Here is a 22,080-nt window from a genome sequence, read left to right as displayed (position 1 = left end):
GCTGTTGCGGTGTCGCCGTGGCGAGGGCTGTCTGGAGGAGCTCCCGCCGCAAGGCCGCCACCTCACCCGTACCGGCCCCCAGCCCCGGCCGCCAGTCCCCCGGGCGGATGAGGAGCGTGCCCGGGTAGTACCAGGAGGCGTTGCCCTCGGGACTCTCGAGCGGCTCGGGAGCTCCGGCAACGGTGTTGAATTCGGCGCTGTAGCCCCGCCAGCGCCCGTCCCTCCCTGGGAGGATGACGCGCGGCGTGCTTCGGGGAGCGGTGCGCACGCGCAGCTCCGCCCGCTCCAGGGACGTCTCCTCGGTGAGCAGCAACTGGGTGCGCACCTGGACGCTGGAGCCGTCGGGAAAGTAGAAGCGGCCCACCACACTGCCCGGGGCGAGGACGGGCGAGCCATCCGTGACACGGTAGCCCGTCTGAAAGCGCGTGGAGCGCAGGGCGACGGCCTTGCGCAGGGGCTCGGCGGCGTCGCCCAGGGAGAGCCAGTCCTCGTCCCGCCAGGGGCCGAGCGCCTGGAGGTAGCGGTCGAAGTAGCTCCGCCCGGCCCCGTCCGGAATGTCCGAGCGCTGGGCCCAGCGCAGGCCGCGTTCCACCAGCGCGGCGGCCGCGGCCCTGTCCCGGGCGCCCGCCGGGAGCTGGGAGCGGCTCCAGGCGACATCCGCCTCCAGTTGCGCCTCCAGGGCACTGCGCAGGGTGGCGAGCACCTGCGGCACGAGCGCTGGCGGGTGGCGTACGCGCACGCAGACCTGGAGGCCCTCGGCGGCGCTGGCGGGAGGCGCACGGGGCACAATGTCGAAAGCACCCGCCGCCGCGGCATCCCCGAAGAGGCGCGAGGCAATCTCCTCCCGCGAGGCGTACCCGGGCACCCAGAGCAGCTCGGGCCGCTCCGCGTCCACCTGCACGGGGAAGGAAGCCTCCCGGGCCGAGAGGAAGGTGAGCACGCCGTCCTCCCCGTCCTCCGGCGTGCCCTCCTGCTCCGTCTCCACCAGCTCGTCCTCGAGCCACTCTGGCGGAAGGTCCTCCAGGGGCGGGAGGCGCCAGGTGCGCTCCAGGGCAGGCGTGTCCTGGCGGCCCCACTCATAGGTGAGCGTGAGCACCCCTCCGGCGCCCACTCCCTCCGGGACGTCCACCTCCACCTCTTCCCGGCCCGGCTCGGGACTCACCAGCCGGGGCAGCGGCGCGGGCGGGTGGCCCCTGCGCTGCTCCACCCGCAGCCGCGTGCCCTCGCCCCAGAGCAGCTCGCCCGCGGCGATGACTTCATCACCTGCCTCCACCACGAGGGTGCCCGGGTCCATCACCCGGAGGGAGAGCACGTCCCCCTTCCATTCTTCCACGCGGGGACCAGGGGCCTGGGCTCGCGCATGCGCTTGGGCCGAGAGCTTCACCCGCGCTCGTCTCAGCTCTTCGCCGGCCACGCTGGGGCTGGCCACGAGGCCGCTTGCGAGCAGGAGGGCCCGTAGCCCCTTGACCCAAGGGGACAGGCCCCTATTCCCTCCGCTTCCCGCCTTCGACTTCCCTGGGGCGAGTGCCAAAACCTCCGGCCCCGTGCCAGTACGTGCCGGCCGCGGCGCCGGTGCTCCGGGGCGCGATTCGACCCGGTGCATGTACGCATGCGCCGGAAGGAATGCCGCCAGCGCTGGGGGCGGCAGTGCGCACGAGGTGGACGCATCACCACGACGGGTGGACATGCTGCACCTCCGCACCTGTACGAGTTGGAAAGGAACACGTGCTGCGTGAGCCCAGCCAGGAGCAGCTCAGGGCACGCACGTGTTGCGGCGGCGCCGTGGCCGACAACTGCTGGCCAGAGGTGCGCCGCGACCAGGCCCGCGCCTGGCCGGTGTTGATGCTGCCAGAGAGCGCCAGCACCACGAGGAATGTGCCGAGGTTGTCCCCGTCGGGGAGCTTCCGGGCGACGAGTGCGTGGTCCTCCGCCATGCCGGCTGCCCCTTGAAACGACAACCGCCCAAGAAGATTCCCTCACCTGGCACCACCCGGCTCAGGTGTCGGTGCGGGGCTTGTCCCAGTCATCACCATGGAGCCACTCCAGGGCCCGGCGACGCTCCCACACGACGTACTGCTCGACCCGCCCCGGGACCGCGGAGCGCGTGAGGTTGGCCTCGGCAATGCCCCATGACAGGCAGTACGCGAGGTCGAGCGCCTGGTAGAGTTCCTCGGGGCTCCGCAGGTGTGCTCTCTTCCGGAAGCTGCGGCTTCCTTCGCTCCGGCGCAGATCCGGCAACAGCCCGGACAGCTCGTCGCCGCAGTACTTTCCGAAGTCCAGGACAGCAACCAGTGCCAGCGCCCACACCAACGCCCAGAGCGCCTCGACCTGGAGCTGATGGCCCTGCGATTCTGGCGCCAGCCCCTTCTCGACCGCCTCCAGATAGCGTTGCTCCCCTGGCGTGAGTGCTCCCTCGAGCCCCTCTTGCCTCAACCAGGACCTGACAAGAGGGATGGGCATCTGGAATGCGCAGTTTATGACGATGTTGAGCACGAGCGCCCGCTCAACCACCTCCTGCGCCATGCGCACCGGGCCGCCGGAGTGAACTGGGAAATGGGCCGGAGGGCGTGGATAGCCAAGCGCATCGGTGAGTGAGAGCGAGTGTGCGCGCGCGAGTTGGGTGTCCATAAGGAGGAGTGTCTCTGGAAAGACGGGCAGTGGCCAGTGGGCGAGCAGTCCGTTTTCCAAGAGGCCTTCAGCCATGGGGATGCCCCAGCCCCTCCCCCCGTCACGAGGCAAACGAATCCCCTACGCCCCCCCCCAGCCCGAGCCGTCGCCCGGTGGACGCCTGTTGCACGGACGCATCACTCTCCAGCGGGCGTCCGCTCGCACTCCCGCTAGAGTCAGCGGCCTATGGCGCACGCAACCGACGACAAGAACTTCCGGCTTCCCCTCTCCATCCGTCCCCGGCGGTACGCGGCGACGGTGACGCTCGACATGGAGGCCAAGAGCTTCACGGGCCAGCAGACCATCGAGCTGGAGCTCGAGAAGCCCTCCCACGAGATCATCCTCCACGCCCTCGCGCTGCAGCTCGGCGAGGTGACGTTCCGCGGTGGCAACGGCAAGAGCCTGAAGCCGCGTGAAATCCAGCCCGTGCAGGTCAGCGAGACGGTGGTGCTGCGCTTCGGCGAGCAGCTGCCCGCGGGCGCGGCGTCGCTGGACGTGGCGTGGACGGGCCGCTTCACCGAGGGCCTGCGGGGCCTGTACGCGGCGGGCAAGGTGGCGGCCACGCAGTTCGAGGCGGCGGACGCGCGGCGGCTCTTCCCGTGCTTCGACGAGCCGGCCTTCAAGGCGCGCTGGGCGCTGACGGTGCGGGTGCCTCCGGGGCTGACGACGCTGGCCAACGGCGCGCTGCTCGAGGACGAGGAGGACGGCAAGCTGCGCAAGCTGACCTTCGCGGAGACGGAGGTGCTCAGCTCGTACCTGGTGGCGCTGGTGTGCGGCCCGCTGGTGGGCACGCCCGAGGAGAAGGTGCAGGGCATTCCGGTGCGCACGTGGGCGCTGCCGGAGAAGGCGCACCTGACGCGCTTCGGCCAGGACGCGGCGCTGGCGGCGCTGCCCCGGCTGCAGGACTACTTCGGGCTGCCCTACGCCTTCGGCAAGGTGGACCAGGTGGGCATCCCCGACTTCGAGGCCGGCGCCATGGAGAACGCGGGCCTCATCACCTACCGGGAGATCGCCCTGCTGCTCGACCCCGCCACCGCGCCGCTCTCCGTGCAGAAGCGCGTGGCCGAGGTGGTGACGCACGAGCTGGCGCACCAGTGGTTCGGCAACTGGGTGACGATGGTGTGGTGGGACGACCTCTGGCTCAACGAGGCCTTCGCCACGTGGATGGCGTACAAAATTGTCGACAGCTGGAAGCCGGACTGGCGCGTGTGGCTGGACTTCGACGCGGGCAAGGCGGCGGCGCTGCACCTGGACGCGCTGCGCTCCACGCACCCGGTGCGCGGCGAGGTGCGCAACGCCAACGAGGCCGGTGAGAGCTTCGATCTCATCACCTACGAGAAGGGCGGCGCGGTGCTGCGGATGATTGAAGGCTTCCTCGGCGAGGGGCCCTTCCGCGAGGGCATGCGCCAGTACATGCGCACGCACGCGCGCTCCAACGCGGTGGCGGATGACCTGTGGCGGGCGCTGGCGAATGCCTCGTCGCAGCCGGTGCTGGAGCTGGCCAACGCGTGGATCGGCCAGGGCGGCTACCCGCTGGTGTCGGTGGCGATGAACGGGCGGACGGTGACGCTGTCGCAGCAGCGCTACTACTCGGAGCCCGGGGTGAAGAGCGGCGAGCGCTGGCCGGTGCCGATGGTGCTGCGCTTCGCGGACGCGGGTGGGGTGCGCGAGCAGCGGGTGCTGCTGCGGGAGGCGCAGACGAAGGTGACGCTGGAGGGCTCGGGCGAGGTGAAGTGGCTGTGCGCCAACGCGGGCTCCACGGGCTTCTACCGGGTGCAGTACGACGCTCCGGCGCTGGAGAAGATGTCGGCGAACGTCACGGCGCTGGCGCCGGCGGAGCGCATCTCGCTCCTGGCGGACCAGTGGGCGCTGGCGCGCAGCGGGCAGGCGACGGTGGCGGCCTTCCTGGACCTGGCGAGCCGCTTCGGCAACGAGGAGGACGACGCCGTCCTGGACGAGCTGGTGAGCCGGCTGGCGTACGTGGAGAGCCGGTTGGTGGACGGCGAGGAGCAGAAGCGCTTCCAGCAGTGGGTGGAGAAGCTATTGGGGGCGGGGCTGAAGAAGCTCGGCTGGAACGCGGCGCCGGGGGAGTCGGACCGGGTGAAGCTGCGGCGCGCGGCGCTGGTGAGGGCGGTGGGAGGCGTGGCGCGCAGCGCGGAGGCGCTGGGCGAGGCGAGGCCGCGGGTGCTGCGGATGCTGGACGGGGACAAGGGGGTGCTGGAGCCGAACCTGCTGGACGTGGCGGTGGCGATGGTGGCGCGCTCGGGGGACCGGGCGCTCTACGAGAAGCTGCTGGAGAAGATGCCGGGGGAGCCGGATCCGGCGACACAGCGTCGCTACCTGATGGCGCTGACGTCCTTCGAGGATCCGGCGCTGGCGGACGAGGCGCGGAAGCTCTTCTTCACGGACAAGGTGAAGATGCAGGACGTGGCGAGCTTCGTGACGGGGCTGATGAGCAACCGGACGGGGCGGGAGGCGTGGTGGGCGGAGATGCAGAAGCGCTGGCAGGACGTGCTGGCGAGGACGGGCCGGGCGCCGATGCTGCTGCGTCGGGTGGTGGAGTCGATGGGGGCGCTGCGCGAGCGCAAGCAACTGGACGAGGTGCGCAAGCTGCTGACGGGGAGCCCGGTGGAGGAGGCGAAGCAGGCCACGGAGCAGACGTTGGAGAAGCTGGCGCAGGACGTGGCGTTGCGAGAGCGCGCCATGCCCGAGGTGAGCGCCTGGCTGAAGCGTCAGGCGTAGGCCAGAGCCTCATCCACCCCAGGACATCCGAGTCACAACCCCCACCGCGTCACAACCCCTCTCCCCTCGGGAGAGGGACGGGGTGAGGGTACCCGGACCCCGGCTTCCTACCCCTGGAGATCCAGATCGGAAGCCGAGTCCCCCTGCTCCACGGTGCCCCCGCCGCCGCGCAGCAGGGTGAGGTGGCGCACGATGGCGGCCTCGACGGCGAGCAGGCCTGGGAGGAAGAACCAGGGTCCGACGGCGTAGGGGCTCATGTTGAGCATGAACCACATCACGAGCCAGATGGCGGCGAGGATGAGCAGGAGCGGATGAAAGGCGGACAGGCCGCGGTGACGCACGCCGGAGCACGCGAGCAGCAACAGCGTGAACAGGGAATGCGTCGACAGCGGCATGTCTCCGCCGGAGAGCCCCGGGACCCGCAGGGTGCCCCGGGTCCACGGGAGCAGGAGGGCGAAGGTACACAGGACGACGCCGGCCACCACCCAGCGGTGCAGCCGGGGACCGGTGTCCTCCATGCCGTCCGAGTCCCCGTCCCTGTCCGCGAAGTAGCGCCAGCCCTGGTCGTAGCCGAGCACCGCGCCGGCCAGCATCCACACCAGCGAGATGGGGCCGAAGCCCAGCATCAGCACGGCGGACGTGCAGATGAGCAGGGCGAAGGTCTGCGCGATGCCCGGGTGGCGCGTGTCGCGGGGAAGGCTCGCGAGCGCCGGAGGCAGGGGGCGGACGGGCCGGGAGCCCGGCTCCTGGGCCTCGGGGGAGCTGATGAGGCGCCACTCGTTCACGGCGACGAGCGCGGCCCACGGCAGCACCACCACCGAGCCCAGGAACCCGATGCCCTGCACGAACGGAATCACCGAGAGCAGCAGGGCCAGCACCACGAGCCCCAGACCGAGCAGCGTCAGCGAGCCACCCGGCAGGTGCGAGCGCAGACGCGGGTCATCCAACACGCTCCGGAAGGCGGCGCCGACCTGTCCCACCACGCCGAGCACGGGGACGGACACCTTGGAGAGCACCTCCTCCAGCCGCTCGAAGGGAGAGGGAGGCGGAGGCTCCCACGAGGCGCCGTCCGCGAACTCGCCTCCGCCGTAGTCGCCGCCGTAGGACTCGCTGCCCGGGACCTCCTGGCCACACTCGGGGCAGAAGTACTGCACTTCATCGCCAAAGGGGTGGCCACAGCTCGAGCAGGAGTTCATGGGGGATCCGAAACGGGGCCCCCAGTCTAGGCCAGGGGAGGCCCGCGGCGGTACAGCCCCCTCCTCGTCGGCGGCGGCCTGGACGAGGTGGCTGGCATGACCGCGGGTGGAGCTCCACTCAGCCGGAGTAGCTCACGGTGCAGCCCTTGCCGTCGAAGATGACGAGCGTGCGGCGCCCGGGGCGCACCACCACCTCACAGCTCGACGGGCGCCCGGAGGAGATGAACTGCAGCGTGTAGCGGCCCGCCTTCACGTGCCCCTGGCCGCACGGAATCTCTTCGAACTCGTACCCGGGCACCTTCACCTGTCCCTTGACCCCCGGGGCCGGGCCGATGCGCAAGACCCCCTCGCCGGACAGCTCCTCCTCGGCGGGGGCGGGCGCGGGAGCGGGAGCCGCCGCCGCGTGGGCCTGCTCCCGGGAACGCTTGGACACCCGCTTCGAGGAGGCGGACACCACCGCCGCGGAGGGAGGAGGCTTGGGAACGGGCGCGGGCTCGGAAACAGGCTCGGACGCGGGCTCGGGAGCCGGAGCGGGCGCCTCGGCCACGGCCGTGGTGGGGACGGGCTCGGGAGCAGGCGCGGGCGCGCGCGTGGCCACGGGAGGAGGCACAGGCGCGGGCGGAGTCACCGGCGCGGGCGCCTGGCGCGTGAGAACGAAGGCACCTCCCGCGAGCGAGAGCACCAGCCCCACCACCACGCCCGCCACGGGTGCCCACACCTTGCGGCCCCCCGGGAGACTCCGCGCCGCCGGCGCACGCGAGGCCGTGGCGACCGAGGGCGCCGCGGGTCCGGTGCCACCGGGCCGGTTCCGGCGGGGGCTCGACTTCGAGACGGAGACGGACTCGCCCTCGGCGCGCACGTAGCCCGTGAGCGAGCCGGGGCCCACGGGCAGGCCGGCCGCGAAGGCGACGGACTCCAGCTCCTCGCGCATGGTGCGCGCGTCGGGGTAGCGCTCCTCGGGCTTCACGCGCATGGCGCGCTCCACCACGGAGACGAGGCCGCGCGGCAGCTCCGGGCACGCGCGCGAGAGCGGCTCCCACTCCCCCCGCACCAGCGCGGTGTTGCGCGAGATGAGGGTGGGGTACGCATCCAGCGGGCCCACGCCCGCGGCGAGCTGGTACAGGGTGACGCCCAACGAGAACAGATCGCTCCGCCCGTCGAGCACCTTGCCCTGGGCCTGCTCCGGCGAGAAGAAGCCCGCCTTGCCCTTGGTGGTGCCGGCGCGGGTGAGGTTGCGGTTGGTGGCCGCCTTGGCGATGCCGAAGTCGATGAGCTTGAGCGTGCCGCCAGCCGAGAGCATCAGGTTCTGCGGCGACACGTCCCGGTGCACCAGGTTGGGCCGCTCGTGCACGGCCTCGAGCGCGGCGCAGGTGGCGATGCCCACGGCCAGCAGCGCCTCGTCGGTGAAGCGCTCGCCACGCTGGCGCAGCACGCGCTCCACTTCCGTGAGCGACACGCCGGGCACCAGCTCCATGGCCATGTAGAGCAGCCCGTCCACCTCGCCCACCTCGTAGATGTGGACGATGTTGGGGTGGCTGAGGGTGCAGGCGGTGCGCGCCTCGTCGAGGAACATCTCGCGGAAGTCCTCGGACTCGGAGTACTCGGGGCGGATGACCTTCAGCGCGACGGGGCGGACGATGCCCCCGGTGAGGGCCTGCTCGGCGCGATAGACCTCGGCCATGCCGCCCTGGGCGAGGAGGCGGATGACGCGGTAACGGCCAACGGTGGTCCCAGGCTCGATGGAGGACAAGGCCCCCCGAGCCTATCACCACAGCATGTCTTGATCCTCGGTGACGCCGGGCACCCCGGACAGCCGGTGCGTCTGGCCGCCCACCCGGACGGTGCCCTCGAAGAGGCCGAGCGGCTGGGCGAAGTGGCTCACCACCACCTTGAAGTCGTGGTCTTCCCGGTGGACGTAGAGGGGCTGGAAGCGCAGGTCCACCGCGCCGTCCCCGGTCCGGATGCGCCAGGGGCTCATCAGCTCGCGCCGGTCGTACTCGAAGTGCGCGCGGCCGAGCGGGTAGAGCCGGGAGCCCAGCCAGAGGGCGTTCTCGTTGATGCCGGAGCTCTCGTTGAAGCCCTCGACGAGGTTGATGCCCACCGGCGTGCCATCCGCCAGCCTGCCCGCCAGGAAGGCCCACCGCCAGGCGGTATGCCGCGCGAGGTAGCCCTGGGTGTAGTCGGTGCCGCCCACGCCGCCGTCGAGCCGGAAGCGCTTGCCCCCGGCCTCGAGGCTGCCGAAGGCCAGCATGCCGCAGCGCTTCTGGGTGACGTTGACGAAGCCATCGCCCTCCACGGGGGCAATCACCGTGAGGGCGGGAGGGCCACCGGCCACGAGGAGGTCTCCATTCCACTGGAAGGACTGGAGGCTGCCGGTGCGCAACCGGCTCACGTCGACCTGGAGGTGGTAGCGCTCGTCGTCCTCGCCGCGGCGCGCCGTGAGCCGGCCGCCGAGGGTGCGGAACGAGGCCGTGAGCCCCGCGCCGGGCTTGTCGCCGACCTCGGCGAGCGGGCCGGGGGCACCGAGGAAGCTCACGTCACAGAGGGGCCGCTGCTCCTTGAGGTCGAGGGCGACGGCGAAGGCGTTGGCGGAGTAGCCCACGTCCACCACGGCGAAGAGGGCGAGCACCTCGGGCGTGGCGGCGAGGGTGTAATGCCAGCGCTTGCGTTTGAGCAACCGGGCGGGAGCCGCGGCGGGAGCCCACCGGCCCTTGAGCCGGGAGAGATCCACCTCGGGCAGCTCGCCCTGATAGGTACCGAACCGCGGTTCACCCGACGCCGTGGCCACGGAGGCGGGCGCGGGAAGGAGATCCAATTCTCGCTCCGGTGTCATTTCATGCCCAGGGTGGGCCTTCTCCTTCCCATCTGCCACCCGGCCCCCGGGTACGACGGATCACTCGCGCACAGAACGCCGCCGGGAGTGTACGGAGGTGGACCTTTCGCGATGGAGTCGAGCCCCCTCCGGGCTTCAAAACCGGTGGGGGGCATGGAGACATGTCCCTGGGAGGTTCGATTCCTCTGTCCTACCGACCCATTTCCCCTCTGAAAAAGGGCGTTTGAGGCAAGTGAGCCATCGGACGCAAGTGTTCGCCGGCGTTCGGGGGCGTCCGTTCGATTACGTCCCTTTTACGTCCCTGGCGATTGCGTCACCTGCTCATCACGGGGTGTAGATTTCGCTCTGAAGGTCGGGGTCACCGCCCCCCGTAATCAGCACCTGGCCCGATGACAACAACGTGGCCGTGTGGGTGCTACGGGCCGTGGCCATGTCCCCGGTGCTCCACCAGTTGCCCGTCGCCGGGTCGTACAACTCCGCGGAGCCCAGGTTCACCTGGCTCGAGCCCACCACCCTGGAGCCCCCCATCACCACCACCCTGCCCGAGGGCAACAGGACGGCCTGATGCGACATCCGGCGCAGGTTCATACTGCCCGTGGTCGCCCAGGTGCCAGCCACGGGGTCGTACAGCTCCGACGAGGCGAGCACGGTGCCTCCCGAATCCTGCCCGCCCATCACCAGCACCCGGCCCGAGGGCAACACGATCGCCGAGTGCGCGATGCGCGAGGTCTTCAAGCTGCCGGTGGCCGACCAGGTGCCGGCCGCGGGGTCATACAGCTCCGCCGTAACCACCGGGACACCACTGCCGTTGGCGCCTCCCACCACCAGGACCTTCCCCGAGGACAGCAGCACGGCGACCTGCTCGCCACGGGGTTTGGACAGGGAGCCGGTCGCCGACCAGGAGCCGGTCGCGGGCTCGTACAGCTCCGCCGTGGAGAGCACGCCGCCATTGTTGTCGTAGCCGCCCGCCACCAACACCTTGCCCGAGGGCAACACGGTGGCAGTGTGCGCATAGCGAGCCGTGCCCAGGCTGCCGGTGGCCGACCAGGTGCCGGCCGCGGAGTCATACAGCTCCGCCGTGGCGACCACGCCCCCACTGCCGTTGTAGCCGCCCACCACCAGCACCTTTCCCGAGGGCAACACGGTGGCGGTGTGGCGCTGGTGGACCCCGGCCAGGCTCCCGGTGGCCGTCCAGATACCGGCCGCGGGGTCATACAGCTCCGCCGTGGCGAGCGCTCCCGAGCCATTGGAGCCACCCGCCACCAGCACCTTTCCCGAGGGCAGCCGCGTGGTCGTGTGATTGTGACGGGCCGCGGCCAGGCTCCCGGTGCGCGACCAGGTCCCAGCGATGGGCTCGAACACCTCCACGCCGGCGGAGGCGTTGCCATCAGCACCGAGGCCGCCCGCCACCAGCACCCGGCCCGAGGGCAGCATGACGGACACGTGGCCCGAGTGAGCTCCGGCGGTGGTGGCGGTGGGCGTCCAGATTCCAGTCCCCGGCTCGTACACCTCCGCGCTGGACAGCGTGCCAGTGCCATTGGAGCCGCCCATCGCCAACAGCCGGCCCGAGGGCAGCAGTGTCAGGGTGGAACCCGCGCGGGCCTGGGACATGACACCGGTGGCTGACCAGGTGCCGTTCCCCGGGTCATACACTTCCGCGCTGGCCGTGGCCTTCCCGGCGCCATCCGTCCCGCCCCCCACCAGGACCCGCGCCGAGGCAATCAGCAGCACGGCGGCATGACCCGAGCGGGACGTGGACATGGAACCGGTGGCCGCCCAGGTGCGGGTGCTGGGGTCGAACACCTCGGCACTGGCGAGAGGGCCGCCGGGGCCCGAGCCTCCCGCCACCAACACCTTGCCCGAGGGCAGCCCGGTGATGGACGCGTCCATGCGCGCCGCGGACATGCTCGCGGTGGACGCCCAGGAGTTGGTCGCCGGCGTGTACAGCTCCGCGGTGGACGAGGCGCTGGTGCCATTCGAGCCGCCCATCACCAGCACGGTGCCCGTGGACAACAGGATGGCGGAGTGATGCGTACGGGTCTCGGACATGACCCCCGCGGAGCTCCAGGTGCCAGAGGCCGGGTCATACAGCTCCGACAGGGAGAGCACGCCACCGCTGCTCGTACCGCCCGCCACCAGCACCTTGCCATTGGGCAACAGGGTGGCGGTGTGGAACTGGCGGGCCGAGGCCATCCGTCCGCTCTCCTTCCAGGAGCCCGTGGCCGGATCGTACAGCTCCGAGGAGTCCAGAGGAGCGCCGCCCACGCTGCCACCCGCCACCAGCACCTTGCCATCGGGCAGCAGGGTGACGGAGTGACCACTCCGCGCCGAGACCATGCTGCCCGTGGCGGACCACTGGGTGCAGCGGATGGTCATCTGGAAGTCCTTGGAGAAGGAACGCCCGCGGGTATTGGTCACGACGACGGTGACGGTGGGCACCGGCACGCCCGCGGACGCGCAGGTGGGCGACGTCCAGGTGACGGCGCTGGAGGCCGCGTCACTCTCCGGCGTACCGAGGTGGCCGGCATTGGCCGACCAGGAGAAGCCCAGGACACCGCCCTGGGAATCGCTCGCCGACACGCGGAAGGTGACGGGCTCGCCCACGGTGGACTGGAACGCGGATTGGGAGGCCTCCCGGAGCTCCGGCGGGAGCCCCGTCTGCGTGCCCCCATCATCGCCTCCGGGCGTACCGGAATCGGCACAGGCCCCGGGATTCTGCTGACAGGAGTCCGCGGGCCCGTCCCCGGGATCGGGATTGCCGCAGCCGGACACACAGCCCAACAACAACACCACGACGACGAAATCCTTGAAGAATTTCACGATTCCCCCTCGTGACGAACAGCACTCCGTCTGCCTCTACACCGGGCGCGAGCGCCCCAGCTACCCGGCTCGGGACAACTCCTCGCGCAAGAAGAAGCTCATGTTCATGGCCGCACCCTTCACCTCGGGCACCGGGTCCACCATGGCCGCCTGGAGCAGAGCCCGCAGCTCCGCATCCACTCCCCCGCCAGGGAGGATCCGCGTCGAGGCGGACAGCGCGAGCGCGTGGAGCGCCTGCACCCGGTACTCATCGAACCGGCTGGAACGCAGGGCCAGACGGGCCAGCTCCGGCGGCAGATAGGCGAGCATGGAGCCTGTCCCAATGGCCATTTCCGCGGCATCCGCGCCCGAGAAGTAGAGACAGCCCACGTCCGAGCCCTCGGGAGAGAGGAAGGTCATCCGCCCATCGAGCTCGCGAGCCCGCAGCTCCACCCACCGCGTGTCTCCCTCGCGAATCTCCTGGACCCGCTCACAGACGGACTCGAGGTGCTCCAGGAGCGCATCGAGCGGCGGGCTGCGCTGCATGAACGGAAGCGCCAGGCGCAACTCGGGCTCGGGGGCGGCTTCCGCGGGCTCCACCGCCTCGGACGTGCCCTCCTGCCGCTCGGCCCGCGCGAGGAAGTCCTCGAGCACCTGGCGCTCCCTTGCCTCCGTCTCGGCCTCGAGCAACTCACGGATGTGCCGCCGGGCTCCCGGGAGCTTCCCCACCAGTTCGATGAACAGGGCACGCCACCGCAGTTCCCGGTCGGCATCACCCCGGACGAGGCGGGTGGTGTGCTCGACGTGGGAGTCACGACAGGCGCCGCCCTCCTCCGCCAGGTAGAGCTGCGAGAGAACCTGGAGCGAGTTCACACGGACCTGCCTGTCCGGGCCCGCACGGGCCCCGAGGTGGAGCAGCCCGGCCGGGATGAACTGGAGGACCGTGACGAGACTCATCGCCACGTCGATGCGATCCGGCCCCGAGAAGTACGCGCACCCCATATCCGCCAGCTCACGCGAGCGCGTCAGGGTCACCGAACTCACGAAGCCCGGGTCGCGCGACTCACACTCGAGGACTTCCAGATCGCCCTTCTCCCGGCGGTTCTCGAGCGTCAGATTCCCCACCCGCAGCCGCTCCTCGAATTCGGGTTCATCCAGCTCGCCCTGGTATGTGAAGGCCAGGCGCAGCGAGGGCCAGAGCTGCTTCTCCATCTCCATCATGTCGCTCCCTTCCTGGAGTGGGAACTCTCGTACATCTCGGCCAGCTTGTCCTCGATGACCTTCACGGCCGTATGAAGCTGAGCAGGTGCCAGGAAGACGTGCTTGCCCTTGTCGAGCTGGGACTCCTTCTGGAACTTCACCCCGAGCTCCTCGAAGAGCTTCTTCGCCGCACCATCGAAGAGCGCCGCGCCGTGCTTGCGGTAGGCCTCCATGAAGCCCTCGATGGCATGGGGGTACACGTCGGTCTTGAAGGCGTCGGCGGCTTGTTGGGCATTGGTTGCATTCAAGAGACCGGAGACACCGAATGCCCAGGCCGCGGCCGCACGTGTCATCTCCACCTGGAAGAGCAGCCGGCACTCGGCGACGAGCTGGTTCTGGTCCTTGTAACGCTTCTTCACCCTGCCCGCCTCGTCCCGTTCCTCCGAGAGAAGGAACTCGTTCTCCTTGCGCTCCTTGCTGGGCAACCTCAGCAGCACCTGATTCTGGTGGAGCGCCTGGAGCAGCTCGGCGGCGAAGGAGTCCTTGGCCTTCGGGAGGGTCGCGCGGATCTCCTCGTAGGTCCCCAGCGCGCTCACGAGCGTGCCTCGGAAGGAGGAAACGAAAGCAGGGGTGTACTCCTTCTTCACCGGGGTGCGGGACGGCGTGTTCCTCGCGGCCTCGAAGGGCCCTTGGCTCGCCGAGAGACGCGACGAGCGCTTCGACCTGGACGGACGCTTGTCCTTCTCCACCTCCGGCTGTTGGGTCACCGAGGCCTGCTGCTGCGCCAGCTTCGCCTCGTGCTCGGCATCTCGCAGTTCGACGGCCGCGGCATCCTTCTCGATCTGATGGCGGATCTCCGTGGAGATGTCGAAGACGGTCTTGCCCTTCCACCCCAGCTTCTCGACCTCGGCCCTCTTCTCGTCCGCCAGCAGGGAGACGGCCCGCTCGACGAGCTCGCCCGCGCCCACCCGCTTGACGCTCGCCACCTGGCCAGCGGCCGCGGCGGCCTCCTGGAGGTGCCCGGTCGTCTCCGAGACCGCCGCTTCCCGGGTGTTCTTGGAGCGGCCCTGCAGATGGCCGCTGAGGGTGTCCTCCGCGGCTTTCGCCTTCTGGCTCAACACGGCCATCTGGTCTTCCACGCCCTTGGGCGGAGGAAGGATCGTCTGAGCGTCTCCCTGCGCCTCGAACTGCTTCCGCAGGGCGGCCATCTCCTCCGTCACGAGTCCGCGGCTGGCCCCCGGCACGAGCCCGAAGATGGGGCCGCTGCCCATCACATAGGCCGTCTTGCCCTGCGATGAGCGCTTCACCGAGAGCTCGCCCGCGCCCGCCGCTCCGGCATAACGCGCGCGGATGGTGAGCTCGGCGTCACCGACGTGCTCACCGAACATCTCGTAGAGCTCGGAGAGGATCGACGCCAGCGAGCGCTCCTCGGCGAGGATCTTCGCCGTCTCCGCGGCACTCGCCTTGTCCATCTTCTCGCGGTGCTCGCGCACGAGCGCGTCCGCGTCTCCGTTCAATCCCGTGCTGAGCACCCTCGCCTTGCTGAGCAGCTCCCGGGCCCGGTTGCGGGTGTGGTAGTCCGAGAAGTACCCCACGCCCTCGCCTCCCGCGTGACTGCCCTCGAGCCTTTGGGCGAAGTCGTCGAGCCGGGTTCCGAGGGGAGTCGGAGTGGACGCGACCATCAGGACGGCATCGCCGCCCTTGACGACGAAGTACATCCGGTGCGCCTCCCTGCCCCCGGTGAAGGAGACGGGCTCGCCGACGGAGAGCTCGCCCTTCTCGCCGCCGGAGAGCTCCGCGAGCTGCCGCAGCATCCCCACCAGCCTGTGCTCGTCCTTCTTGAGCTGGGCATCGGCCTGCTGGAGCGCCGCCTTGTCCCCCTTGCCCGAGGCCACGCGATCGGCGTGCTGATCGATCGCCGAGGCCAGCGCCCGGGCCTCGCCTCCGAGCCCATGGGCTTTCTGCTGCTCCTGCTTCGGGTGGTTGCCGCCCACCTTGCGCTCCTGGGAGGCAATCCAGGAGGCGGCGCCCTGTTGCGGAGCCGCGATCAGGAGGGTCGCGCTCTTGCCCTTCACCTGAATCCAGAGCCGGTACGACTCGCCCTTCGCGTCGAAGCGGACGGGCTCGCCCACCTGCCCGGGAGTTCCCGTTGCATCATCCTTGCCCGGCTTGCCCTTGACCGGCTTGTCCCTACCGGGCTTCTCCTTACCCGCCTTGCCCCCCTTCTTGCCACCTGGGGCGGGCGCCTTCGCGGGGGCCGCGTCCTTCTTGCCCCCCGGCTTGCCACCGGCCGGAGCTCCCGCCGCTCCGCCTTCGTTCCACTTCGCCGGCTTGTGGTCCTCGCCGCCCTTGCTCTTGCCCGGCGCGCTCTGGCTGAGCAGGTCGCTCATGAACCTGCCGCCGTCGAACTCCACCTCCGTGAACTTCACCTCGGGCCACTGCTTGGAGCCCAGCACGTGCTCCACGTCCGCCCCGATTCCGAACTCTCCCGGCAGCGGGTACTCCAGGCTCCCCAGCGGCCACGTCCACTTGTCGTCCGGCAGCGGCGACCACCAGGGGCTGTCCACCTCGACGAACAAGTCGCCCCCCAGCCCCAGGAAGGGCTGCGCCGCCAGCTCCATGTGGCCCTGGATGTAGAACTCTCCCGCCGCTCCCGCCTTCTGCCGGTAGCCGATGATGGGCGTGGCCTCCACGTAGCCTCTCACTCCCGCCAGCGCCCACACTCCCACGCCCGCCTTGATGTCGTGGCCGAGCAGCTCGACGCCCACGCCCCCCTCGGCCCGCAGCCGCAGGCCCGCGAACGCCGAGATGTTCAGCGTCGCCTGCAGGTTGAGCTCCTTGTCCACCTGCTTGTCCGTCGAGTACTGCCCCGACAACTTGATGTTGTAGAGCTTGCCCGGCCCGATGGTGGCCAGCGCCTCCAGTCCGACGTTGGCGAACACGAACACGTTGCCCACCACCGGCAACCCGTAGGCCGCTCGCGCCTCCACCTTCAGCAGGCTCTTCGTCCACTCCTTCTGCTCGAAGAGGATGATCTCCTTGGGCGGAGCAATCTCGCCCTGGACGGTGGCCTCGCCCTGGCTGTTGACGACCACCTTCGCCTTCCCCGTGAGCCACTCCGTCAGCGAGAAGTCCAGCTCACCCCAGCCGCAGAGGGCCCGGGGCCCGGGCTTCGCCGCGATGGGCGTGGCCGCCGGACCCCCCCCCCGCCTCCGACCCTCCCGCGACACCCGCGCCGTCCTGCCCCGGCAACTCCCCCGCCCGCGGAGGCTTGCGGGTGATTTCCCGCGCCGTTTGCGCGTCCGTGGCCACCAGCGTGATGGAGCCCTTGAGCCGATCGCCCGCGTACCCGGCGGTGCCCTGGATGTCCAACACGCCCCGCCGCAACCGGGCATCCACTCCACCCGACACCTTGCCCACCCCCACTTCCAGGTGCGCCTCGCCGGACAGGCCGGTCTCGGGGCTGTAGTTGACCTCGAGCTTGCCGGTCGAGGCGCCCGGGAGCTTCACCTCGGCGGAGCCACTGAAGGAGACGTGATCTCCCTCCACGCTGAAGCTGCCCGAGCCCTCCACGAAGCCGCCGAGCGTGAAGCGCAGTGACTCCGCCCCGAGCGTCAGCGAGCCCCCCTCGAGGGCATTCACCTTGGTCCCCACCGACACCTTCGACAGCCCCGCCCAGCCCAGGGCCTCGGGACTCTTCTCGATGGCGCGGAAGAGGGCCGAGTCCCCCTTGGGGACGGCACGCCCGGGCGCTCCCACCGCGGCGCGGCCGGTGATGACGTTGTTCTCGATGCGCACCACCAACACCAGCGAGTCGCCGAGCACGCCCGCCAGCGGGCCCACGGCCAGGGGCAGGGCTGCACCCTCCCCCCGCGTCTTGTATCCGTCCGCGGTCTCTTCCAGCTCCAGCTCGCCCACCGCGAGCCCGGGCAGGCGCGCCGTCACCTTCCCCTCGGAATCCGGAGCGATCGCCGCCGGATCCACCCGCCCCTTGCCCAGATCGATCTCTCCCGCCGCCTCGCTCCTCAGATAGAGGGGGAGCCGCGGCTGCTCGCCCGGGCGCCGCGCCGGACCCGCGCCCACGGACGCCTTGCTCCGGGCCTTGGTCTCCGAAGACCTGGCCCCCGCCGGCTCGGGTCTATTGACAGCCTTGAAGCTCATCTCCACTCCTCATGAAGACTCTTGCAATGCCTGTCATTGCCCACTCCCCGCCCGAGACCCACGAGCGTACACCCCGGGTCTGACATGGGGGCCCACGCGAGGGGACCGGCTCCCCCAGAAGTCAAACGCCATGCCCAACCCCAGACATGGGATCTCCAACGCCCGGGGTCTCGAACTCCCAATGACTCCCAAGGTGATAATGATTCCACGTATTGAAATCCAATGAAGACTCACGTACGGTGTTTTCGCTTTCGTCGGGAGAAGACCCGGCACGGTTGGGTTTGCTCATTCCGTGGCCGGGGGGACATCATGGCGAATCTCCTTGCAATTCATTCCATAGGCGAATCCCTCGTCTCCTATTTCGCGCACGCCTGGCAGGCGCTGCCCCAGGAGCAGAAGGACACGCTGCTCTCCGGCGCGGACCCGGTCTTCTCGCTCGTGTCGAGCCGGGAGTTGGGGGGCGGGCCCACCGCCTCCGAGCCCACCGCCAGCCGTCCGGCGCTGACGCTCTCTCTCTATCGTGTGATGATGAATGAGCACCTGCGGAATCAGCCATACACGGGCAGCACCTCGGGTGAGCCCCCACCGCTCGCGCTCGATCTGCACTACCTGCTGACCGTCTGGGCGGACAACGCCCGGGACGAGCACCGCCTGCTCGGCTGGGCCATGCACCAACTCCATACCCATCAGACGCTCAGCGCGTCGGATCTCAACGAGGACGGAGGGTGGAGCTCGGGAGAGATGATCCAACTCATTCCGGCGGAGCTGAGCAACGAGGACCTGATGCGCATCTGGGATGCCTTCCAGCGCCCCTATACCCTCAGCATCTCGTACATCGCGCGAGTGGTCCGGATCGACGTTCCTCCCAGCACCCCGAGCGGCAGGCCGGTGGTGGCGCGGCGGCTCTCCTTCTCCGGCACGGGAAGTGGCGCATGAGCCTGGAACGACTCGACAGCCGGGCCCTGGCCGCCATCCGTTTCCTCGACGGGGAGACCGGTCAGCCCCTCACCGGCCCCCTCCACGTCTCCGGCAATGGCATCCGGGTGGTGCGCAACCCGTCGGGCCTGTATGCCTTTACGGCGGCCCCCGGCTTCGAAAGCTACACCGCCCGGTTCGAGGCGCCGCCCGAGCCAGCCCCGGCCACCCTTCCCGTGACCGTCGTGGATCCCAGCGGGCGTCACCTCCCGCGCGGGTTCACGCTCGAGCTGCCGCGTGACGCGTCACTGGGGCCCGAGCACCCCGAGCAGTCCGTGTTCGCACCGGTGGACGTGCGGATGTACCTCGCGCCCACGGCCCGGCGCGCGCCGGGCAGCGCCGTGGTGCGACTGTCCCTCAGGGATGGCCAGGACAACCCGCTCGCCCGTGTGGTCATCCGCCTCCGGGTCGCCATCCCGGACAAGCCCGCCGTCGAGGGGCTGGGTCTCTCGGATGAGCGGGGGGAGGTGCTGCTGCTCGTCCCGCGTATCCCCATCATCCGGTGGGGCCAGCAAGAGGGCGACGCGCTGATCCACACCACGTTCCCCGCGACGTTGGAGTCCGCCATCGCTCCGAGTGTCGCGGGTCTGCCGGCCCCGGACATGCCGGCCCCGAGCTTCACGCCGCTGCCTCAAACCCTCCAGGTCGCCTCCGGCCTGGAGATCCACCGTCGGATCCAGATCCCGACCTCATAGAGGGGGTTCACGTGCCCGAATACCTCGCACCCGCTGTCTACGTCGAAGAGCAGAGTTTCCGCGCCAGGTCCATCGAAGGGGTGAGCACCAGCACCACCGGCTTCGCGGGACCGACGCTCACCGGTCCACACGGAGCCACGCCGGAGCTCATCACGAGCTTCGCGGACTTCGAGCGCATCTACGGAGGGCTGGACGACCTGGACTTCGGTCCCGGCGGCCGCGCCACCAACTACCTGGCGCACGCGGTCCGGGCCTACTTCAACGAGGGCGGCTCACGTCTCTACGTGTCGCGCGCGGTGCCCCTGGGCGCGGCGAAGGCGGTGGCGGAGATCAACGGCGCGGCGCGCTTCACCGCGCGCTTTGCCGGCAAGGTGGGCAACGGCACCATCACCCTCGAGCCCGTGCTGAGCCCCGCGACCATCCGGGGCATGGACAGCGCCCCGCTCGGCTCGGTGCTGCTCGGGGACGCGGCGCCCGCACTGCTCCAGGGCAGCGGGGCGGCCCCCTTCAACCTCTCGGCCAGTGACACGCTCCAGCTCACGCTGGGCGAGGCCCCGTCCGACGAGTCCGTCTCCATCAAGCTGGCCGTGGGCAAGGCCGAGGCCACCGTCATCGGCTCCTTCTCGGGAACGGGCTCGAGCCCCACCCAGGTGGAGCTCGTCCTCAGCGGCATCGCGCAGCCCGCCATCGAGCTGGCCGCCAACCTGTCGGCCCAGCAGGTCGTCGACGCCCTCAACAGCCAGCTCCACGGCGGCTACGCCCGGCTGGACGCGGCCGCGCTGATCCTCGGGGCCTATGTGCCCTCGGCGGGGGCGCGCGTCTCCGTGGTGGTGAAGAAGAACGAGGCGCTGGGCGTCACCGGCACGGTGGGCGCCGCCAACGTCACCAGCCTCACCTCGGTGTCGGTGGAGGAGCTGGACCAGGCGCTCCGCGGCGCGGGCATCCGGGCCACGTCCGTCAACGGCAAGGTGGCCCTGCGCACCACGCGCATGGGCGAGACGGCCCGGCTCACGTGGGGGGGCGGGACGGACCCCATGGGCCTGGGCGCCCAACCCGCCATCGGCGCGGGCAGCGCTCGCACCTACCTCAAGACGGCCTCGGGGTGGATCGACGAGAGCCACGCCGCCGCCAGCGGGCTGCCGCTCGACAAGGACGCGCCCGTGGGCAACTTCGTCACGCTGCTGGTGCGCACCCGCGACGGCGCCGGCCGCGAGGCGAGCTACGAGGGCGTGGGGTTGGATCCCCAGCACCCCCGGTGGATCGGCGGCGTGCTCTCGGAGGAGCCGAGCCGTCAGTCCGAGGCGCTCCAGCGGCTGTACGCCATCCAGTTCGACGGCACCCCGGCGGACGGTCTGGCCATGTACGGCGCCCTGTTGGACCTGGGCCAGCCCCGTACCTTCACCCTCGAGGACGGCGGCGACGGGAGCGCCCCGACGGCGGCCGAGTACGAGGCCGCGCTCGCCGTGCTGTCCGGCGTCGAGGACATCTCCATCATCGCCGCGCCGGGCTCCTCGGCCCATGGCGACACCACGGCGCGGGGCGTGCGCAACGCGCTCATCTCCCACGCCGAGAAGCGGCGCGCGTACCGCGTGGCGGTGCTGGACACGCCTCCGGAACAGGGCGCCACCCAGGCCCGTGCCTGGCGAGGGGAGATCGACTCGAAGCACGCGGCGCTCTACTACCCGTGGGTGGTGGTGGCCAATCCGCTGGCCCGGCCGGGCGACGAGCGCATCCCCAAGGAGATCGCCCTGCCGCCCTCCGGCTTCATCTGCGGCATCTACGCGCGCAATGACGCGGAGCGCGGCGTCTTCAAGGCCCCGGCCAACGAAGTGGTCCGCGGCGCCCTGCGCTTCGAGACGGACATCCACTTCGCGCAGCAGGAGGTGCTCAACCCGCTGGGCATCAACTGCCTGCGCTTCTTCCCGGGCCGCGGCTACCGCGTCTGGGGCGCGCGCACCGCGAGCTCGGATCCCGAGTGGAAGTACGTGAACGTCCGGCGCTACTTCAACTTCCTGGAGCGCTCCATCGACGTGAGCACGCAGTGGGCCGTCTTCGAGCCCAATGGCGAGCGGCTGTGGTCCAACATCCGGGAGATGGTCGCCAGCTTCCTGGAGACGCAGTGGCGCTCGGGAGCCCTGCTCGGCAGCGACCCGAAGCAGGCCTTCTTCGTCCGCTGCGACCGCAGCACCATGACCCAGGACGACCTCGACAATGGCCGCCTCGTCTGCCTGGTAGGCGTGGCCGTGGTGAAGCCCGCCGAGTTCGTCATCTTCCGGATCGGCCAGAAGACGGCTGACGCTCGCAATTAGGGGAAAGGAATACACACATGAGCACGCGTCCCACGCCGTACGGCGCATTCAATTTCGAGATCAGTTTTGGCGGTGACTCCTTCGGCGGCTTCTCCGACGTCTCGGGGTTGAACACCGAGTTCGCCATGGCCGAGTACCGGGAGGGAACGGACACGAAGAACCACGTGCGCAAGGTGCCCGGCATCTACAAGACGGGCGATGTCACGCTCAAGCGCGGTGTCATCAACTCCCAGGTCGTCTGGAGTTGGATCGAAGCCGTGCGCAGCACGGGCGTGCAGGGCCGCAAGGATTACGTCCTCATCACGCTCCTGGACGAGACGCGCACCCCGGTGCAGTCGTGGAAGCTGCTCAACGTGACGCCCATGAAGTACACGGGGCCCACGCTGGCGGCCAAGGGTGGCGGTGATGTCGCGATGGAGGAGCTGGTGCTCTCCGCCGAGGACATCCTGGCCGGCTTCCCGAACGTGGCCTGACCTGGCGCTTCGCACGCACACGAGAGGGAA

15 protein-coding genes are annotated in these 22,080 nt (G+C 70.2%); 5 read left to right on the top strand and 10 right to left on the bottom strand.

What is annotated here, in order from left to right; translation table 11 throughout:
• From VFZ09_RS03585 to VFZ09_RS03575, 3 genes are all read right to left on the bottom strand, one after another.
• The coding region (locus VFZ09_RS03585; RefSeq protein WP_329726040.1) for a hypothetical protein at window positions 1-1,312 on the bottom strand (1,312 nt) is incomplete at its 3' end.
• Window positions 1,313-1,667: 355 nt separating this feature from the next.
• Window positions 1,668-1,934, bottom strand: a complete 267-nt coding sequence (locus tag VFZ09_RS03580) for a hypothetical protein (RefSeq protein WP_329726039.1) — start codon at window positions 1,932-1,934, stop codon at window positions 1,668-1,670.
• Window positions 1,935-1,995: 61 nt separating this feature from the next.
• Entirely contained in the window at window positions 1,996-2,703 is a 708-nt protein-coding gene (locus VFZ09_RS03575) for a DUF4272 domain-containing protein (RefSeq protein WP_329726038.1), read from the bottom strand.
• Window positions 2,704-2,853: 150 nt separating this feature from the next.
• On the opposite strand from VFZ09_RS03575, the gene VFZ09_RS03570 reads away from it, so the two are divergent.
• A complete protein-coding gene (locus tag VFZ09_RS03570; protein WP_329726037.1) occupies window positions 2,854-5,409 on the top strand; it encodes a M1 family metallopeptidase in 2,556 nt (851 codons plus the stop codon).
• 107 nt (window positions 5,410-5,516) lie between these two features.
• Here VFZ09_RS03570 and VFZ09_RS03565 read toward each other — a convergent pair whose 3' ends face one another.
• The 7 genes from VFZ09_RS03565 to VFZ09_RS03535 form a co-directional block, all read right to left on the bottom strand.
• Window positions 5,517-6,605, bottom strand: coding sequence for a hypothetical protein (locus VFZ09_RS03565; protein WP_329726036.1), 1,089 nt, complete (start codon window positions 6,603-6,605; stop codon window positions 5,517-5,519).
• Window positions 6,606-6,723: 118 nt separating this feature from the next.
• Entirely contained in the window at window positions 6,724-8,355 is a 1,632-nt protein-coding gene (locus VFZ09_RS03560; RefSeq protein WP_329726035.1) for a serine/threonine-protein kinase, read from the bottom strand.
• A 15-nt stretch (window positions 8,356-8,370) separates the two neighbouring features.
• A complete protein-coding gene (locus VFZ09_RS03555) occupies window positions 8,371-9,438 on the bottom strand; it encodes a DUF2804 domain-containing protein (RefSeq protein WP_329726034.1) in 1,068 nt (355 codons plus the stop codon).
• A gap of 324 nt (window positions 9,439-9,762) precedes the next feature.
• A complete protein-coding gene (locus tag VFZ09_RS03550; RefSeq protein WP_329726033.1) occupies window positions 9,763-12,258 on the bottom strand; it encodes a Kelch repeat-containing protein in 2,496 nt (831 codons plus the stop codon).
• Between the two features lie 60 nt (window positions 12,259-12,318).
• Complete coding sequence (locus VFZ09_RS03545) at window positions 12,319-13,458, bottom strand: hypothetical protein (RefSeq protein WP_329726032.1); 1,140 nt, start codon at window positions 13,456-13,458, stop codon at window positions 12,319-12,321.
• Entirely contained in the window at window positions 13,455-16,667 is a 3,213-nt protein-coding gene (locus VFZ09_RS03540) for a hypothetical protein (protein WP_329726031.1), read from the bottom strand. Before VFZ09_RS03540 ends, VFZ09_RS03545 begins: the two co-directional genes overlap by 4 nt.
• Window positions 16,576-17,598, bottom strand: coding sequence for a hypothetical protein (locus tag VFZ09_RS03535; RefSeq protein ID WP_329726030.1), 1,023 nt, complete (start codon window positions 17,596-17,598; stop codon window positions 16,576-16,578). The genes VFZ09_RS03540 and VFZ09_RS03535 overlap by 92 nt, the downstream gene beginning before the upstream one ends.
• 309 nt (window positions 17,599-17,907) lie before the next feature.
• Here VFZ09_RS03535 and VFZ09_RS03530 point away from each other — a divergent pair, with 309 nt between their 5' ends.
• From VFZ09_RS03530 to VFZ09_RS03515, 4 genes are read left to right on the top strand one after another with little or no spacing between them, the layout of a single operon-like run.
• Window positions 17,908-18,534, top strand: coding sequence for a DUF4255 domain-containing protein (locus VFZ09_RS03530; protein ID WP_329726029.1), 627 nt, complete (start codon window positions 17,908-17,910; stop codon window positions 18,532-18,534).
• A complete protein-coding gene (locus VFZ09_RS03525; RefSeq protein WP_329726028.1) occupies window positions 18,531-19,268 on the top strand; it encodes a hypothetical protein in 738 nt (245 codons plus the stop codon). Before VFZ09_RS03530 ends, VFZ09_RS03525 begins: the two co-directional genes overlap by 4 nt.
• An 11-nt stretch (window positions 19,269-19,279) precedes the next feature.
• A complete protein-coding gene (locus tag VFZ09_RS03520; protein ID WP_329726027.1) occupies window positions 19,280-21,577 on the top strand; it encodes a phage tail sheath family protein in 2,298 nt (765 codons plus the stop codon).
• A gap of 17 nt (window positions 21,578-21,594) precedes the next feature.
• Window positions 21,595-22,050, top strand: a complete 456-nt coding sequence (locus VFZ09_RS03515) for a phage tail protein (RefSeq protein WP_329726026.1) — start codon at window positions 21,595-21,597, stop codon at window positions 22,048-22,050.
• The last annotated feature ends 30 nt before the right edge of the window (window positions 22,051-22,080 follow it).

The organism is Archangium sp. (genome assembly GCF_036277355.1).
Taxonomy (GTDB): Bacteria; Myxococcota; Myxococcia; order Myxococcales; family Myxococcaceae; genus Archangium.
Note: the sequence above shows the minus strand (reverse complement) of the source record. Positions and strands in the feature narration are given on the sequence as shown.